The following is a 16,648-nucleotide window of genomic DNA, read 5'->3' as shown; positions in this document are numbered from 1 at the left end:
TCGAGAGGAACGACGGCACGCCTGGCGGGCTGTCCCGTAAGACCCGTCCGGTGAACTGTCCGGTGAAGGGAGGCTATATGACACACTGGGGAGCATGTCCCCCTTGAAGGTCGGCTATGCCCGAGTCTCCACCGACGAGCAGGACCTGACCGCGCAGCGTGACGGACTCGCGGCGTTCGGCGTCGATCCCAAGCGCATCTACGTCGATCACGGGCTCACGGGCCGCAACGCCGACCGTGAGGGACTGCGGCAGGCGCTGGCAGCGTGTCGGGACGGCGATACATTCGTGGTCACCAAGCTCGATCGGCTGGCGCGTTCGGTCCGTGATGCCCACCAGATCGCCGACGACCTCGCGGCGCGGGAAGTGAAGCTGAGCATCGCCGGATCGGTGTACGACCCGACCGACCCGATGGGGAAACTGTTGTTCAACGTGCTGGCGATGGTCGCCGAATTCGAAGCCGACCTCATCCGTGCCCGCACCCGCGAGGGGATGAAGGTCGCCAAGGCCAAGGGCCGGCTGCGCGGGAAGTCACCGAAACTCACCCCCGGCAAGAAGCTCACCTCGTCCAGCTACATGCCGCCGACGAGCACACCGTGGGCGAGCTGGCCGAGCTGTTCAGCGTGGGCCGCTCCACGGTCTACCGCGCCCTTCAGCGCGCCGAGCGCGGGCGCGAGAACGCCTTGCAGTAGGTGCGTCGTGGACGCTCGAGCGCGGTGGCGAATCCTCAGGCTCCACGTCGAGGACCAGGTGCCCCTCGCGCGCTTAGCTCGCGAGACCGATGTTGGGCTGCGGACCCTGGAGCGCTGGCACGCCCGCTACCGCGCCGACGGCTACGCCGGACTGGAGACAGCCTCGCGAGCGGACACCGGCTCCCGCCGCCTTCCGCCCGACCTCGTCCACCTGATCGAGGGCCTGGCACTGAGCAAGCCGCGGCCGGCCATCGCCACCATCCACCGCAAAGTCACCGGCATCTGCGCCGCCCGGAGATGGCCGGTCCCCTCCTACTCGGTGGTCTGGGACATCGTGCGGACCCTGGATCCCGGCATGGTCACCCTCGCCCTGGAGGGCGCAGCGTCCTACCGCGACAAGCACGAGCTGGTGCTACGCCGGCAAGCAGAGCTGCCCAACGCGATGTGGCAATCCGATCACACCATGCTCGACATCCTGGTGGTGGGCACCGACGGCAAGCCCGCACGGCCATGGCTGACAACGATCCTCGACGACTGCTCCCGGGCGGTCTGCGGCTACACAGTCTTCCTGGGCGCACCGTCGGCGATGAGCACCGCCCTGGCGCTGCGCCAAGCGATCTGGCACAAGACCGACCCGGCCTGGCCGATGTGCGGCCTGCCCGACGTGCTCTACGTCGACCACGGCAGCGACTTCACCAGTGACCAGCTCGCCCACACCGCCGTCGACCTCCACATCCGACTGATCCACTCCACCGTCGCCCGACCCCAGGGACGGGGCAAGATCGAGCGGTTCTTCGGCACCATCAACACCGAGCTACTCGCCACCCTGCCCGGACACATCACCGAAGGGCACCCCTGGCCGACACCGAAACTGTCCCTGGCCGCCCTCGATAGCGCCCTGGAGGCGTTCGTGGCCACCTACAACGACCGCACGCACAGCGAGCTCGGAACCTCCCCGCGCAGCGCGTGGATCGCCGATGGCTGGCTGCCCCGAATGCCCGAGAGCCTGGAAGACCTCGACAGACTGCTGTTGACCGTCGCCAAGACCCGCGTCGTGCGCCGCGATGGCATCCGCTTCCAGGGTCTGCGCTACGTCTCGCCAACTCTGGCCGGCTACGTCGGACGCTCGGTCGTGATCCGCTACGACCCCCGCGACATCACCGAGATCCGCGTCTTCGATCACGACGAATTCGTCTGCAAGGCCGTCAACCAAGAGCACCACGACCAGAAGGTCAGCCTCAAGGAGATCCAGGCCGCGCGCAACGCCCGCCGCCGGGCGCTGCGAGCCGGCATCAACGAACGCATCGCCCTCGTGGCCGCACCTACCGAGACGCCACGGATCACCGAAGCACCGGCTCCGGCGCCGAGGTCGGCGTTGAAGATCTACAAGGAGGACCTCAGGTGAGCCAGCGCTTCATCGTCACCAAGGAGCACCGCCGCTTCACCGAGTTCGCCGACGCCGTGCGCCGCGGGCACACCATCGGTTTGTGCTTCGGATCAGCCGGCGTAGGAAAGACACTCTCCGCGCGCCGCTACGCACACTACGAGAAGGCTCATGACCTGCTGACCTACTGGGGGCCGCGCTCCGACAACGACGCCAAGATCTACGCCGCCTTGAACCGGAGCCGCACCGTGCTCTACACCCCCAGCGTGCTGACCACCCCGCGGACCCTGAAGGACGAGCTGACCCAAGCCATCACCCGCACCAACATGTGCATCGAGCAGCACCTCGTACCTCCCGGCACGGCCACTCCCGAGGCCTGGGGATGGCGACACGGCAGGAACTACGTGGAGCTGATCATCGTCGACGAGGCCGAACGACTGCGTCCCGCCGCTCTGGAACTGCTGCGCGATCGCTACGACCGCGACGACATCGCCCTGATCCTGATCGGCATGCCCGGCCTGGAGAAGCAGTTCAGCCACTACCCCCAGTTCTACAGCCGAGTCGGCTTCGCCCACCAGTACCGGCCCCTGGGACAAGACGAACTGCTGTTCGTCCTCGAGCGACACTGGCGATCCCTCGGCAAGACCCTCGACCCCGACGACTTCACCGACGCCCAAGCCATCGCAGCCATCGCACGGATCACCCGCGGCAACTTCCGGCTCCTCGAACGCCTCTTCCCCCAGATCCAGCGGGTCCTGAAGATCAACGAACTCGACACCATCACCAACGACGTCATCGAAGCCGCACAGAGCACCCTGGTCATCGGTGTCACCTGACCCCGCCACGAAGCGACCGAAGAACCCCGCCATTCAGCAGACGAAGTCACACATTCGGACGCACTGTGGCGCGGCCAGCAGAGATGACCGATGTGTCCTACTGGGGTGTACCCCAGATGTCAGTTTTCGAAGTCCACTGCACGAGTGTCCGAAGTCGACTGCACATTTTAAGGTTGCGCAGCCGTTGTCTGGTGAGGCGCCATGGTGAGGGCTGCGGCGGCCAAGGAACGCCGTAGCGCAGCCGGGCACTGGTGACAGCACGCCCGGACGGTCCGAGGCGCGACCCTTTTGCGATCGCTGAAGCGAGGGCACGGTGCTGGGAACGGTGCGGATGTTAAGCTGGTGAATGACGCGGGGTGCCGTGCTGGTACGGCTGAGATCACACCCGTTGAACCTGATCTAGTTCGTACTAGCGAAGGGAACGTCGCCGATGTCGGCACCTTCTTCCGTCCCTACTGTCCCACTCGATGCTGCCGCTGTGGGCGAGGCCTTGGCTGCGATGCGCGGGCATGCCCCGCTGGTGCAGTGCCTGACCAACGTCGTCGTCGCTCAGTGGACAGCGAACGTCCTGCTCGCGGTCGGCGCCAGTCCGTCGATGGTGGACAACCCGGAGGAAGCCGGGCCGTTCGCCGCCGTCGCCGACGGGGTCCTGGTCAACCTCGGCACGCCCCAAGAGGCGACGGTGGCTGCGATGCACGGCGCGGTCAGTGCCGCCGCGGCGGCCGGCACCCCGTGGGTGCTCGACCCGGTCGGGGTGGGTGGGCTCGCCTGGCGCAGCCGGGTTGTCGTCGACCTGCTCGCCCACGCCTCCCCGGCACTCGTCCGTGGCAACCCCTCAGAGATTCTCGCTTTCGCCGGTGGGGGCAGCGGTGGGCGGGGTCCGGAGAGCGTCGACGCCGCCGAGGATGCCCTCGACGCCGGCCGGGCGCTGGCCCGGGAGCACGGCACCATCGTCGCGGTCTCCGGGGAGGTCGACCACCTCACCGACGGCACCCGGCTGGTGCGGGTGGCCAACGGCCATCGATGGTTGACCCAGGTCACTGGCGGTGGGTGCGCGCTGGGCGCGCTCATGGCTGCCTTCGCCGCCACCACCGACGACCCGCTCCTGGCCGCCACGGCCGCGACCGCGACGTACACCGTGGCCGCCGAGGTCGCGGCCGAGCGTGCCGCCGGGCCGGGGAGCTTCGCCGTTGCGCTGCTGGACTCTCTCGCCACCCTCAACCCGCAGGAGCTGACCGAGAAGGTGGTGCTCCGGTGACCCGCCGACCGGTGAACCTCAGCCTCTACCTGGTCACCGACACCGGTTTGTGCGGCCCACGGGGGTGCCCGCGACCGTGCAGGCTGCGGTCGCGGGCGGAGTCACCGTGGTGCAGTTGCGTGACCCGGGCGCCACCGACGCCCACTTCGTCGCCCTCGGCGTGGCGGTCCGCGAGGTGCTGGCGGGGACCGGGGTGCCGCTGATTATCGATGACCGGGTCCACCTCGTTCAGGACATCGGCGCCGACGGCGTCCACGTCGGTCAGCGCGACATGCCGCCTGCTCAGGCCCGGCAGTTGCTCGGGCCGGACGCCATGGTCGGGCTGTCGGTCAGCACGATCGAGCAGGTTCGCACAGCACGCGGGCTCGGTGACGGCGTCTTGGACTACCTCGGCGTTGGACCGGTGTGGCCGACGGCGACCAAGCCTGACCACGGCACTCCGATCGGCCCGGGCGGGGTGGCTGCGGTGGCCGCCGCGAGCCCGTGGCCGGTCGTCGCCATCGGCGGCATCACCACGAAACGCACCGGCATGCTGCGCCACAGCGGCGCCGCCGGCGTGGCGGTCGTCTCGACGGTGTGCGCCGCGGAGGAACCAGCCGTGGCGGCCGCGAGCCTGCGGGCCGCGTGGGACGGGCAACCGTGAACCCCCGCCCACCGATCGCGCTGACGATCGCCGGCTCCGATCCCTCCGGCGGGGCCGGTATTCAAGGCGACCTCAAGACCTTCTCCGCACTGGGTGCCTACGGCACCGCGGTGCTCACCTCACTGACCGCCCAGTCCACCCAGGGAGTCACCGGTGTCCACGTCGTCCCCGCGGACTTCGTCCGCGCCCAGCTGGACACCCTCGTAGACGACGTGGCGGTTGACGCCGCCAAGATCGGGATGCTCGCCTCCGCGGCCACCATCGAGACCGTCCTCGCCTTCCTCGACAAGCGCTCCGACGCGGTGCCGGTTGTGGTCCTCGACCCCGTCATGGTGTCCACCGCCGGTTCCCGGCTGCTGGCCGAGGACGCCGTCGAGCCGATGCGCCAACTCCTGCCGTACGTCTCCCTCATCACGCCGAACGTCCCCGAGGCCGCCGTGCTGCTCGACGCCGACCCCGCCGAAGACCTCGACACCATGCGCGCCCAGGCCATCGCGCTCCGGGAGCTGGGCGCCGCGCGGGTGCTGGTCAAGGGGGCCACCTCGGCGGCGACGCACACGCCACCGACCTGTGGCTCGACGACGCGGGCGAGCAGCTGCTGACCGGCCCGCGGGTAGCCACGGTCAACACCCACGGCACCGGGTGCGCCCTGTCCTCCGCGATCGCCGCACTCGCCCCGCGCACCGGGTCCCTGCTAGAGGCCACCCGCCAGGCCAAGACTTGGCTCACCGGCACCCTGCGGGCCGCCGACGCGCTCCACATCGGCCACGGACCCGGCCCCGTGCACCACTGCCACGACATCTGGAAAGACGAGAACGACTGGAAGGACAGCGACCGATGACCAGCCCACACACCTCCATGCCCGAGACGATTCGCGACCACGACGACACTGGCGTGTTCAGCACCGTGGCGTGGCATCGCACGGCCAGGGTCCGCGAGGCGATCGACGCGCTGCCCTTGTTGCACCAGCTGAGCGACGCGACCCTGGCGGAAGAGACGTTCCGGCACTACCTCGCCCAGGACGCGCTCTACCTGGCCGACTACGGCCGGGTCCTGGCCGCGGCCGCCGCTCAGGCCCAGGCGTCGGAGGAAATGGCATTCTGGGCGCAGGCCGCGCGGGAGGTGGTCGAGGTCGAGCGGCAGCTGCACGCCACCCACGTCACCGACCTCACCGCCGCCGAGCCCTCACCGACCACGGTTGCCTACACCTCCTACCTGCTGAGCCTCGCGACAGCGGGAAACTACCCGGTCCTCGCGGCCGGCATCCTGCCGTGCTTCTGGGTCTACGACGACGTCGGCACCCGTTTGAAGGCCGCCGTCGGTGACCTGAGCACGCACCCGTACGGGGACTGGATCGCCACCTACGGCGATCCAGACTTCACCGCCGCCACCGACACCGCCCGGGACATCGTGGACCACCTCGCCGACCAGGCCAGCCCCGGCACACTGGCGCGCATGCACACCGCGTTCCACCGCGCCACCCAGTACGAGTGGATGTTCTGGGACGCCGCCCACCGGCAGGAGACCTGGCCCATCTGAGGTCATTGGTCGGTGCGCCCTTGGGCGCGCGCTCATCATGATCTTTCGAGAGCTGGTCGCCGCCCTGGAGACTCCTACCGTCCGGTGGTGTTGCTCGGACGGTGGGAGACCGGACCCGGGGTTGATCAAGGTAAACGGCGCGCTCAGGCCGGTGCTCCGCACGAGAAGCGCCAGCGCTTTTGACACCATGCGCCCCGAAGGGGATGCGTCCTATCAGTCGATGAGTCCTGTGTCGCCTGAGAGGGCGTCGGTGAGCCACCGCGGGTGCATGGGGAGCAACGGTGCCGGAAGCTCATCCGGGGAGAAGAAACCCGCCTGTGAGGTCTCCACACCATCAGGGTGCATCTGACCGCCGCGCGGGAGGCAGGCGAAGGTGGTGGTGACGAACTGGGTCACTCTCCCGTCGGGATAGGCGAAAACCTGCGAGGCGGGGTCCGAGTACACCCCCACCAGCCGCTGCACTTGCACCTGCAAGCCGGTCTCTTCGGCGACCTCCCGCACCGCCGCCTGGGCGGCAGTCTCGCCCACCTCGACGTGTCCCGAAGGCAGTCCCCACAGCCCGTTGTCCAGCCTGCGCCCCAGTAGCACGCGCCCGGCCTCGTCGAAGACCACCGCGGCCACACCCGCCCGCACCTCGTCCGGCCACGGGTACGGCGACGGGCGCATCGGGCCGATGTCAAGGGCCGGATCAAACAGCCCGGCCAGGCCCGTGACCGTGGCCTCCGCAACGGTGGGATCACACTGCCGACGGCCGCTGCTCGGCGTCGCGGGAGCGACGAGGATCGCCGGCAGGCCCGCGCAGTGCGCCCCGACGACGTCCGTAGCCGGGGTGTCCCCCACGACCACCACTCTCGTCGTAGCAGGGAGCCCGCGCTGGGCCAGGCGGAACATCTCCGGTCCCGGCTTGCCCACCACGACCGGTCGGCGCCCACTGGCGGTCTGGATCGCTGCGACGACCGCGCCGGTGGCCGGCCACGGGCCGCTCGCTGTGGGGAACGTGGCGTCCACGTTCGTGGCCACGAACGGCACGCCGGTACGCAGGAGGGCGGTGGCCTGGGCGAGGTCCCGGTAGGTCACCGTCTCGTCGCAACCGACCACCACCGCCTCGGCCCCAGACCCCTCCACGGATTCCACGCCTTGGGCCGCGAGTTCGCCGCGGAGGCCATCACTGCCCACCACATAGGCGCGGGTAATGCCCTGCTGGCGCAGCCAGCACGCCGTAGCCCACCCGGAAGATACGATCTCCTCGACGGTGGCCCTCACGCCCAGGCGGCCCAGACGGTGGACGACGTCTTTGCGGGACGGGCGGGGATCGTTGGTCACGAACCGGACCACCCGGCCCCGACTCCGCAGGCTGGCCAAGGCTTCGGTCACGCCGGAAAGCAAGGTGTCTCCGACGTAAACCACGCCGTCAAGATCAAGCAGAAAAACATCGAACTGGTCAACGAGCACAACAACCTCCGAGGTCAAGGGACAGTCAGCGCGCATGCTGGCGCTGAGCCATCCCCCTCGGGCATTTTGTGCCAATAGGTGCCCTCCCGCCTGTTCGGCGGAAGCTGCAGCGCTCGGTCACAGACCCCCAGCCGGCTGGGGCGGAACCCTAGCTGCCTTCTCCCGGCTCGCCCACAATCCTAACCGACCCGACACGAAGTAGCTGAGCGGTGGAAGTCCCCCCGCGGGCGTGCGAGAGTCGCGGGAACGTACCCCGCTCATTGACGTTCGTAGGTTCCGGACAACAGAGGTTACCTGGCTACCTTGCTGCGGTCCTTGGCCAGGAGCTTGCGTCCGTCCTCGCGGAGTTCGCCGGTGGGTGAGACGTGGCGGTAGAGGGTCTGGCGGGTGATGCCGAGTTCCTTGCAGAGGTCACCGACGTTGGTACCGGGCTTTCCCATGGAGGCCATGGCGAGGCGGAGCTTGGCGGGGGTCATCTTGTAGGGGCGTCCGCCTTTGCGGCCGCGGGCCCGGGCGGCGGCTAGGCCGGCGATCGTGCGTTCGGAGATGAGTTCGCGTTCAAACTCGGCCAGGGCGGCGAAGATGCCGAAGACGAGCTTGCCGGATGCGGTGGTGGTGTCGAGGGCCGCGCCTTGCCCGGTGAGGACCTTCAGGCCGATGCCGCGTTGGGTGAGGTCGTGGACGATGTTGACCAGGTGACGCAGGTCGCGGCCGAGCCGGTCCAACTTCCACACCACCAGGGTGTCCCCGTGACGTAGGGACTTCAGGCACGCCGCAAGCTCGGGACGGTCCTCCTTCTTGCCCGAGGCCCTGTCCTCGTACAGAGCCTCCGGGTCGACGCCCTCAGCTAGGAGCGCATCCCGCTGCAGGTTCGTGGTCTGCGATCCGTCGGCCTTCGAGACGCGCATGTAGCCGACCAGCACGAGGTGCCTCCCATCTATCACTTATACGACCGTTTACGTGACAGCACCGGTGCCGCCAGCTCGCTGAGGGTCAATGCGTCACGTAACTAGTCACCTAATCTACGTTACGCGAAGGTGGTCCGCTGCTGAATAAGTGACAGTCGCGTCCGAGCCGGTCCGAGTCTTTGGTGGATGCGTCTCGGCCAGTGTCGGTGGAAGGTGGCCGTCGGGGATGCCGGCGGTGATCAGGTCCTCGCGGGTGCGCTGGAAGCTTGTCTCGCTGCGGGTCATGGAGGTGAGTCCGGTCAGCAGCTGCCGGCCGGCGGCGGGGTCGTGTCGGGCGAGGGAGATGGCCTCGTCCATCGCGTCTCTGGCTTCTTTCCAGTAGTCCCGCCGTGCGGGGGCCGGTGGGGTGCCGTCAGGAACGGGCCGATGAGGCTCGGGGGTCAGGAGCTGGGCGAGGGTGCCGTGGCCGAGGATGTCGCCGGTTTCGATTAGGTCCAGGGCGGTGGCGGCGGCGTCGAGGAACGTCTGCTGTTTTGGCCAAGGAAGTGCCTCGTAGCAGCGCCAGTGACCGACGAAACCGGCACGGACGGGGTGGCCGGCCCTCTGCCAGATGTGGTCCATGGTGCGCCGGGACCGGATGCGCAGCTTCGAGTACGGGGTGGACAGCTCGTCGATGAGCGTGCGCAGCAGACGGAACCAGACCCCGACGTGGACCGGTCGGCGCAGCAGAGTGAGCGTGCCCATGCGCAGGCCCTGGTGCGTGCGCCGATCCATGGCAAGGGCGGCTTCCGAGGGCGCGGAGGCCGTCATGTCCGCGGGTCCCCCGCCGAGGAACGTGCCGGCGGCACCGATGGTCGGCGTGAGTGTGCAGCCGTGCTCGGGGCAGCTGAGCGTCAACGGCAGCTGAGAGACCACAGTGAAGGCCGGCGCCGTCGTCATGCAGTGGCGGCAGGCGCGACGCAAGGGGCCGGAGGCCGGCAACCAGGCGCGCCAGCCGGGTACCGGGCGGTGGCGTCGTTCCTTGGCAGTCAGGAGCAGCGAGTCCTGATGGACGTAGGTGTCGAACGCCGCCCCGGGCTCCGGCTCTGGGCCGAGGGTATCCAGCAGCCAGGGCACCTGCCCGGCGATGGTCATCCGGCGCACGTCGCCGAGAGCAACGCCGGTGCGTTCTGACAGCGCCAGCAGCACTGAGGTCGGCGGGTCCCAGTCCAGATCGCCGCGCGTGCGGACGGGGTCGGTTCCGGGCGGGGCGAGGTCGTGCCGGAGCAGTTCCTCGACCTCCATGTCGTAGAGCGCGGCCAGCCGGTGCACCCAGGACGAGAGTGCCACCGCACACCTGATGACCAACACCGACACCGACGCCCACGCTGTCCTCGACCAGGCCGGGCAGCTGCTGCGAACCGAGTTCGGCGTCGAGCACGCCACCTTGCAGGTCGAGCCCACCACCCACACCCAGTGCAAGGAGATGACCTGGTGAGCACCTGGACCACCCTGGCCAGCCCGCAGCGGCGTGCCACCCTCATGCGGCGCGCGCAGCTGCTCGCCGCCGCATCGGTGGCGTACAACCTCGTCGAGGGCGCCATCGCCATCACCGCCGGCGACCTCGCCGGGTCCTCCGCCCTCGTCGGGTTCGGGCTGGACTCCCTGGTCGAGGTCTCCTCCGGCCTGGTCATCCTCTGGCAGTTCCGCCACGCCCTGCCCGAGTCCAGAGAACGGGCCGCGCAGCGGCTCATCGCGCTGTCCTTCTTCGCCCTCGCCGCCTACCTCACCATCGAGGCCGGCCACGCCCTGCTCACCGACGCACAACCCGAGGACAGCCCGGTCGGCATCGCCCTGGCCGTGGCGTCCCTGGCCGTCATGCCCTTGCTGAGCCGGTGGCAGCGCCGCACCGGCCGCGAGCTCGGCTCGGCCGCCGTCGAGGGCGACGGCACCCAGACGCTGCTGTGCACCTACCTGTCCGCGGTCCTGCTCGTCGGCCTGGTCCTGAACGCCACCCTCGGCTGGTCCTGGGCCGACCCGGTCGCCGCCTTGGTCATCGCCGCCATCGCCACCCGCGAGGGCTGGGAGAACTGGAACGGCGAGGACTGCTGCGCCCCTGCCGCGCTGACCGCCACTGGCCCCACCACCGCCGACGACGAGGGTGAGGCCGGAAGCTGCGCCGGCGACGCCTGCTGCACCCCGACCGCCCCGACCACGTCAGATGACCCGCAGAAGGAGGGCTCCCGATGAGCCGTCGCATGCCGGACACCGTCCGCGCCGCGTTCGAGACCGAGCTGGCCGCCGCGCGCGCCGCCATGACCGGCGAGCAGCGCTGGGCCGCGCTCGAGCGGGCCCACATCCTGTCCCAGCCGTGGGCGTGGCCGCACACCCGCGCGCACGCCGTCATGCTCGGGCTCGCATGGCGTGAGCACGACCGCCGCGAAGCCGCCGGCCAGGTGATCCGCCTCCTGGTCGCCGCGCCCGGCTCCGCGCTGGGCCGCTACCCCGAGGGCAACACCGGACGCGCCCGCGTGCCCCTGACGCAGCCGATGCCGATACCGGCCGACCTCGCCGACATCCTCGCCGCCCGCTGACGCACTCGTTGGTGGAACCAGCCCGACCCCCTTTCGTCCACCGAACCCCGCTTCCCCCGCAGCCCTCACCCTGCCGTCACCCCTGCCCTGGAGCTGACACCCCCGCGGCCCACGTCAAGCGCAAGCCGTTACCTTGGCGCTTGGAGCCGAGGGCAATGTTGCAGCAACTCGTAGCCACTTTGCCGCTCGCAAGCCGACGCTGACGACCGAGAGCGGCGAGCCGACCCCTCCCGGGTGGCCGGGAGGGGTCGGCTATTTCGATTCGGCGACACCGGTTGGCGGGCTGCCCCGACGATCGGTTAGCCACTGCCCGTCGGGTCTGACCTGCGTGTACCCGGCGCCCCCCGGTTGTCCGTCCCGCGCTAAGCCGATGTCGTCCCGTCTCCGTTGACGTCAGGCACCCTCCGGCGGTTTCCGCCAGTGGGGCGGCCCAAGTTGGCTCGCAGCACGTGCCCTCAGGCCGCCCAAGCTCTGGCTGATGGCACCCAGGTCATGTCAGTCACCTCGTCGGCGATGGCGGGGTCGGCGAAGGCGTAGACGTCCTCGAGCAGGTCGGCGAAGCGCTCAGGGAGCTGGTCCAGCTTCTGCTTGCGCCGCCACGCCGCCCACTTTGCCTGTGCGATGGCTGGGTAGCCGTCGAGCACGTCCCGCAGCAGCGACATGTCGGCATCGCGGTATGCCGCCACCTGCGTGATCGAGGTCCGCAGGGTGTTTCCGTCCACGGGGTGTCCGCCGGACAGGGTCCAGATGTCACCGAAGTCTCGCCACCGGGTGTTGGCCGTGCCCCGTTGGACAGCGGTCACGACCTTCTCCGCGTGCACCATCACAAGCGGGTAGCCGAGCAGGTGAAGCGGTTTCCCGCCGAGCAGTCGCGGAACCTCAACCTGGCCCGGCGCCGGCCAGACTGGGTCCCCTACGTTGAGGTCGATGTGAAAGCGGGTCCGGGCTGTGGCCAGCTCAACACCCATCGACACACGCACGCCGGAGTACTCGTCATCGTCGCGGATGACCTCGGCGGTAGCACTGTTGGCATCGAAGACCAAGCCGTCATCTTCCTGGGGCTTGCCGGCGGCGATGTCGCGCAGGACGGCAAGGACTTGTTGGGCGTCGTTGTCCAGGTCGCGGCCTGCGAAGTCGATGTCTTTGGTGGGGCGTCGCGTACCGAACGCGGCCAGCAGCACGCCGCCCTTGAGGACGAGCTGCTGCGCGTGGTCGCTCACCGCTACGCGTGCCAGGAACCCCTCGAGGACGTACAGCTGGATGAGTTCGTCGGTGAGCCGGGACTCGGCTCGCGCCTTGGCCTTGAGGTCCAAGTAGGCGCGACCGGCCGCTGTCGCCCTCGAGACGTCCTTCACAGCAGGACCTCCAGGGCGTGCCGCAGCGCTGGCGCTCCCTTGCTGAAGTGGGTGGACATGCGGAGCAATGTAGAGGGCTGACCGCCCCTGCGCAGCCAGCGGCGCAGCGCCTCGTTGCCCAGCTCAGGTCCTTCGGTCTCGCGCAGCCGGTACGCGTCGATGATGGACCGTTCGGGGCTGTAGAGCCCGATGGCTGTTGCGTCGTCCAGGGTGAGCGTCTCTCTGCCGATGTCGAAGGTGTCTGGGTCGAACTGGTGCCATGCGACGGGAGCGATGGTGTCCGCTGGACGGGTTCCGCGTGGCAGCGCGATGTCGAGCTCCGCCGGGATGTTGTCGATGAGGTCGTGACGTGCCAGGGCCGTGCGCAGGCAGAGCGTGGCCCGCGGCCGCTTCCCCGCGATGTCGATGAGGTCCTCGTCGCCGGCGGCGTCGGCCTTCCGGTAGAGGCCGTGGTTCACCCGGATGATGAGGTTGTGCGCCAGCAGCTCGCGGAACCTGCGCTCGTTGAGCAGGGTGCGTGCCTCGCTGTACCGGAAAGTCGTGGGAAGCAGGCGCAGCGCCTGCTGGTCCAGCTCGCTCGTCACGGCCCCTCCCAGGATGTAGGACTATGCAGTCAGTCGGCCTATAACTGTTCGCATTTTCCTACATTGTGCCACGGTAACCATGCTCTGCGGCCTGCTCAATCGCTCCCATCGGCACTGAAGCGTTCCGCCAGGTGCCCTCCACGAGCATCGACGCCCGCTGCTCATACCCGTACTCAATCGCTCGGGCGGTCCAACGACCAGCCGCCTGCGCCGTAGCGTGCGGCATTCGCAACGGGTCACGGGCAAGCAGGGACCGGTATGCAGGGTGATGCTGTCGAAACGAATCCCCTTCAACAGCGAAGAACCGTTCCTGCGGGTGGAAGTTCGCACGAGTGCGGATCGTGGCAACCGCCTGCGACCTGCTGCGTAATCACACCCCGTGTCCAAGATCCGGGGGTAGGGCCCAAGAAACTCGGGAAGATCCCCGACGGCGGTGGGTGGCGCATCACCGGACGCGGTTCGGCTCAGGACCGACGTGCCGGCGTGGCCCGTGACCGTGCCGCACGTCAGGGCGCATCATCCTCGCGTGGCTACGTCTACCTCCACCACGCCGTCGATGACCACTCCCGGCTGGCCTACTCAGAGATCCTCAGCGATGAACGCAAGGAGACAGCCGCAGCGTTCTGGAAGCGTGCCCAACAGTTCTTCGCTCGCCATGGCATCACCGTCAAAGCGGTCCTGACCGACAACGGCGCCTGCTACCGCAGCCGGTTATGGGCCAAGACGCTCGGCACGCGCATCAAACACCGCCGTACCCGCCCCTACCGGCCGCAAACCAACGGCAAGGTCGAACGCTTCAACCGGACCCTGCTGGAGGAATGGGCTTACGCGTGCGCTTACACCTCAGAAGCCGACCGCCGTGCGACCTACCCCGAATGGCTCCATCACTACAATCACCACCGCGGCCACACCAGCCTCAAGGGCCAATCACCCATCGACCGCGTGCCTAACCTCTCCGGACAGAACATCTAGGCCGATTATGAGCAGCAGTCCGCCCATACGGCATGGGCGATGCGGAAGACGTCGCCGCCGACCTGCGGGAAACCTGTCACTACCAGGTAGGCGCGATGGTCCCGCGCGTCGGTCGATACGAACTGTCGGACCTCACCTACGCTGCAGCCGGGATCTGTCCAGCTGACCGGTTCTGATGGCGTGAGCCGAACGTACTACGCGTACGATACGTCTTGCACATATGCGGTTCCAGCGGCTACCGCACGCGTCGTATGGCTACCTGGCTACCGGTTTCAGTCGCAGTGTTACGGCGTGTCGGATGCGAGTGGCGGGGTGCGCAATGGACGCCGGATCGCGACTGCCACGACAAATCAGCAGGTCACAGCACAGACACGGGCGTTTTCCTCATCGCCACCTGAGAAAAGACGTGATGTGCGAGGGTCCATTGTTCGCGGTCACTACTGGTTGGAGAACGCTTCGACCTTGCGGCGCTCGCCGGAGACGATGATGAGATGCCCGTCCTCGACCACCGTCTCGGCGGTCGCGTGGGTGAAGTCCTTGCCGGTGGCCTTGACGCCGACGACCGTGACGCCCCATTTCGAACGGACTGCTGCCTCCGCGAGAGTCTTGCCGAGAATGCTGCGCGGTGGGCGTGTACGAACGATGGCGAATCCATCGTCGAACTCGATGTAGTCCAGCATCTTGCCGCGCACGAGGTGAGCTGTACGACGGCCCATTTCATGTTCGGGGCGCACGACGTGCTCAACCCCGACCTGCTCGAGGATCTGCGCTTGGGCCTTGGTGGTTGCCTTGGCCCAGATATGCGGTACGTGCAGACCGCGCAGGACGAAGGCTGCGAGCACACTTGCCTCAAGGCTGGACCCGATGGCAACGACGGCCCGGTCGAACTCATGCACAGACAGCTGGCGCATGGCTTCTGCGTCGGTCGCGTCGGCCTGAACGACGTGGGTGAGCCTGCCTGCAACAGCTTGGACAGGGCGCGGGTCTGCGTCGATGCCCAGGACTTCGATGCCATCACTCTCGAGCTCCAGCGCAAGAGATTTGCCGAAACGGCCGAGTCCGATGACGACGACTCCGCCGCCAGCTCCGATGCGCTTAGCCAATGAGGGGCCATCCTTCCGGGTAGGTGTATCGGCGTCCGCGCTTGCGCAACGCCAGAGCCGACACTAGGGTCACCGGCCCCAACCTCCCCAGGAACATCAGGGCAGCCAATACAAACTGACCCGATTCCGGCACCTGGGCAGTGATTCCGGTGGACAACCCGACCGTCGAGAAGGCACTCGTCGTCTCGAAAAGCACGTCGCGGAAGGGCAGACCGGTGAGTTGAGTGAGGAGCATGGTCGATCCCACAACGGCAGCAACCCCCAGTAGAGCCACGGTGATGGCCTGCCGCACAGTGCGATCGCCGATCCGCCGGCCGAACGCGACCACATCATGCTCGCCACGAACCTCGGCAACGATGACGAAGAATAGGACGACGAACGTGGTGACCTTCAGTCCACCGGCGGTGCCGGCCGATCCACCTCCGACGAACATCAGCATGATTGTGCCGAGCAACGTCTCGTCGGTGGCCTGCCCGTAGTCCCAGGCATTGAAACCCGCGGTACGCGGCTGCACGGCGTGGACGAAGCCGGCCAGCAGCTTCTGCGCTGGATTCAGTGTTCCGATCGTCGCGTCATTACCCCATTCGCTGAGCGTCATGAACACGGTTCCGCCGACGAGAAGGATCGTGGTCATGAAAAGTGTGAGTTGGGTGTGCAACGACCAGTGCCTGCGTGCACGGCGACGCAGGAGTTCGAGCAGGACGGGGAATCCGAGGCCGCCGATGACGATGGCCACGACGATCGGGAGTTGAATCCAGGGGTCGGTGAGGTAACTCATGAGGCTGTCGCTGAACAGCGCGAACCCGGCGTTGTTGAAGGCCGACACTGCGTGGAATCCGCCGAGTCGCAGAGACTCCAAGAAGCCGAAGCCGTGGCCGAGCCAGAACCTGAGTGTCAGGGCAAGAGCGACGACTGCCTCGACGATGACGGTGATTCTGAAGACTCCCACTAGGACGGTGCGAACGTCGCCGACCCCGCTCTTTGTTTCGGCAGCCGCTGCGATTCGGCTGCGCAGACCTAGCCGCCGGCCGATGAACAGCACCAGCAAAGTGGTCATCGTCATGAATCCGAACCCGCCGACCTGGATGAGTCCGAGGATGACGGCCTGGCCGAAACCGGTCCAGTAGGTCGCTGTGTCCACGGTGACGAGGCCGGTGACACACACTGCACTTGTGGAGGTGAAAAGTGCGGTGACGAATGGTGCGCCTCCATCACCGGTTCGTGCCATCGGGAGCATGAGGAGCAGGGTGCCGATGGTGTTGCCCACCGCGAATGCCGCGACCACGGTCTGCGCGGGGTGACGCAAGAGTCGGGAGCGGGGGGTGGCCCGGGCACCGGTGTCGGAGAGCAT

Annotated in this window: 15 protein-coding genes, 3 pseudogenes and 1 riboswitch; of the genes and pseudogenes, 11 read left to right on the top strand and 7 right to left on the bottom strand. The window is 68.1% G+C overall.

Features of this window, described 5'->3' with window-relative positions; translation table 11 throughout:
* Positions 1-94 precede the first annotated feature (94 nt).
* The 7 genes and pseudogenes from MF407_RS06950 to MF407_RS06920 all read left to right on the top strand — a co-directional run bounded on the left by MF407_RS06950 (position 95) and on the right by MF407_RS06920 (position 6,350).
* Positions 95-690, top strand: a pseudogene (locus tag MF407_RS06950) (recombinase family protein).
* Positions 575-2,095 (top strand): Mu transposase C-terminal domain-containing protein, encoded by a 1,521-nt coding sequence (locus tag MF407_RS06945; protein ID WP_345770836.1) that lies wholly within the window; start codon positions 575-577, stop codon positions 2,093-2,095. Before MF407_RS06950 ends, MF407_RS06945 begins: the two are co-directional and overlap by 116 nt.
* Positions 2,092-2,910, top strand: a complete 819-nt coding sequence (locus MF407_RS06940) for an AAA family ATPase (RefSeq protein ID WP_037161208.1) — start codon at positions 2,092-2,094, stop codon at positions 2,908-2,910. Before MF407_RS06945 ends, MF407_RS06940 begins: the two co-directional genes overlap by 4 nt.
* Positions 2,911-3,252: 342 nt before the next feature.
* Positions 3,253-3,349: riboswitch (TPP riboswitch) on the top strand.
* A 39-nt stretch (positions 3,350-3,388) separates the two neighbouring features.
* Positions 3,389-4,168, top strand: coding sequence for a hydroxyethylthiazole kinase (thiM, locus tag MF407_RS06935; RefSeq protein WP_083545938.1), 780 nt, complete (start codon positions 3,389-3,391; stop codon positions 4,166-4,168).
* 64 nt (positions 4,169-4,232) lie between these two features.
* On the top strand, positions 4,233-4,811 hold the full coding sequence (thiE, locus tag MF407_RS06930; RefSeq protein WP_239701843.1) for a thiamine phosphate synthase: 579 nt from the start codon (positions 4,233-4,235) through the stop codon (positions 4,809-4,811).
* Positions 4,793-5,652, top strand: a pseudogene (gene thiD / locus MF407_RS06925) (bifunctional hydroxymethylpyrimidine kinase/phosphomethylpyrimidine kinase). The gene thiE and the pseudogene thiD overlap by 19 nt, the downstream one beginning before the upstream one ends.
* Positions 5,649-6,350 (top strand): TenA family protein, encoded by a 702-nt coding sequence (locus MF407_RS06920; protein ID WP_017824196.1) that lies wholly within the window; start codon positions 5,649-5,651, stop codon positions 6,348-6,350. The pseudogene thiD and the gene MF407_RS06920 overlap by 4 nt, the downstream one beginning before the upstream one ends.
* 213 nt (positions 6,351-6,563) lie before the next feature.
* Here MF407_RS06920 and MF407_RS06915 read toward each other — a convergent pair whose 3' ends face one another.
* From MF407_RS06915 to MF407_RS06905, 3 genes are all read right to left on the bottom strand, one after another.
* Complete coding sequence (locus tag MF407_RS06915) at positions 6,564-7,802, bottom strand: HAD-IIA family hydrolase (RefSeq protein WP_006590959.1); 1,239 nt, start codon at positions 7,800-7,802, stop codon at positions 6,564-6,566.
* Between the two features lie 290 nt (positions 7,803-8,092).
* Positions 8,093-8,725, bottom strand: coding sequence for a recombinase family protein (locus MF407_RS06910; protein WP_017824194.1), 633 nt, complete (start codon positions 8,723-8,725; stop codon positions 8,093-8,095).
* Positions 8,726-8,824: 99 nt separating this feature from the next.
* The gene (locus tag MF407_RS06905) at positions 8,825-10,039 is read right to left on the bottom strand and encodes a TniQ family protein (protein WP_239701842.1); all 1,215 of its coding nucleotides are present in this window, start codon (positions 10,037-10,039) and stop codon (positions 8,825-8,827) included.
* 10 nt (positions 10,040-10,049) lie between these two features.
* Between MF407_RS06905 and MF407_RS06900 the strand changes: the two genes are divergently transcribed.
* The 3 genes from MF407_RS06900 to MF407_RS06890 are packed head-to-tail and all read left to right on the top strand — an operon-like array spanning position 10,050 to position 11,283.
* The gene (locus tag MF407_RS06900; protein ID WP_239701841.1) at positions 10,050-10,187 is read left to right on the top strand and encodes a hypothetical protein; all 138 of its coding nucleotides are present in this window, start codon (positions 10,050-10,052) and stop codon (positions 10,185-10,187) included.
* On the top strand, positions 10,184-10,939 hold the full coding sequence (locus tag MF407_RS06895) for a cation transporter (protein WP_239701840.1): 756 nt from the start codon (positions 10,184-10,186) through the stop codon (positions 10,937-10,939). The genes MF407_RS06900 and MF407_RS06895 overlap by 4 nt, the downstream gene beginning before the upstream one ends.
* Complete coding sequence (locus tag MF407_RS06890) at positions 10,936-11,283, top strand: DUF3703 domain-containing protein (protein WP_239701839.1); 348 nt, start codon at positions 10,936-10,938, stop codon at positions 11,281-11,283. Before MF407_RS06895 ends, MF407_RS06890 begins: the two co-directional genes overlap by 4 nt.
* 455 nt (positions 11,284-11,738) lie before the next feature.
* Here the strand turns inward: MF407_RS06890 and MF407_RS06885 are convergent, their stop codons facing one another.
* Both MF407_RS06885 and MF407_RS06880 read right to left on the bottom strand, forming a co-directional pair.
* On the bottom strand, positions 11,739-12,638 hold the full coding sequence (locus tag MF407_RS06885) for a nucleotidyl transferase AbiEii/AbiGii toxin family protein (RefSeq protein WP_205744812.1): 900 nt from the start codon (positions 12,636-12,638) through the stop codon (positions 11,739-11,741).
* Complete coding sequence (locus MF407_RS06880) at positions 12,635-13,222, bottom strand: hypothetical protein (RefSeq protein ID WP_205744813.1); 588 nt, start codon at positions 13,220-13,222, stop codon at positions 12,635-12,637. The genes MF407_RS06885 and MF407_RS06880 overlap by 4 nt, the downstream gene beginning before the upstream one ends.
* Before the next feature lie 405 nt (positions 13,223-13,627).
* On the opposite strand from MF407_RS06880, the pseudogene MF407_RS06875 reads away from it, so the two are divergent.
* Positions 13,628-14,194: pseudogene (locus tag MF407_RS06875) on the top strand (integrase core domain-containing protein); the annotation flags it as partial.
* Positions 14,195-14,631: 437 nt separating this feature from the next.
* On the opposite strand, the gene MF407_RS06870 reads toward MF407_RS06875, so the two are convergent.
* Complete coding sequence (locus tag MF407_RS06870; RefSeq protein WP_205744811.1) at positions 14,632-15,297, bottom strand: TrkA family potassium uptake protein; 666 nt, start codon at positions 15,295-15,297, stop codon at positions 14,632-14,634.
* A complete protein-coding gene (locus MF407_RS06865) occupies positions 15,290-16,648 on the bottom strand; it encodes a potassium transporter TrkG (RefSeq protein ID WP_129627508.1) in 1,359 nt (452 codons plus the stop codon). The genes MF407_RS06870 and MF407_RS06865 overlap by 8 nt, the downstream gene beginning before the upstream one ends.

Source organism: Yimella sp. NH-Cas1, assembly GCF_022359705.1.
Taxonomy (GTDB): domain Bacteria; phylum Actinomycetota; class Actinomycetes; order Actinomycetales; family Dermatophilaceae; genus Yimella; species Yimella lutea.
The sequence above is the reverse complement of the archived record's forward strand: the minus strand, read 5'-3'. Positions and strand labels throughout refer to the sequence as shown.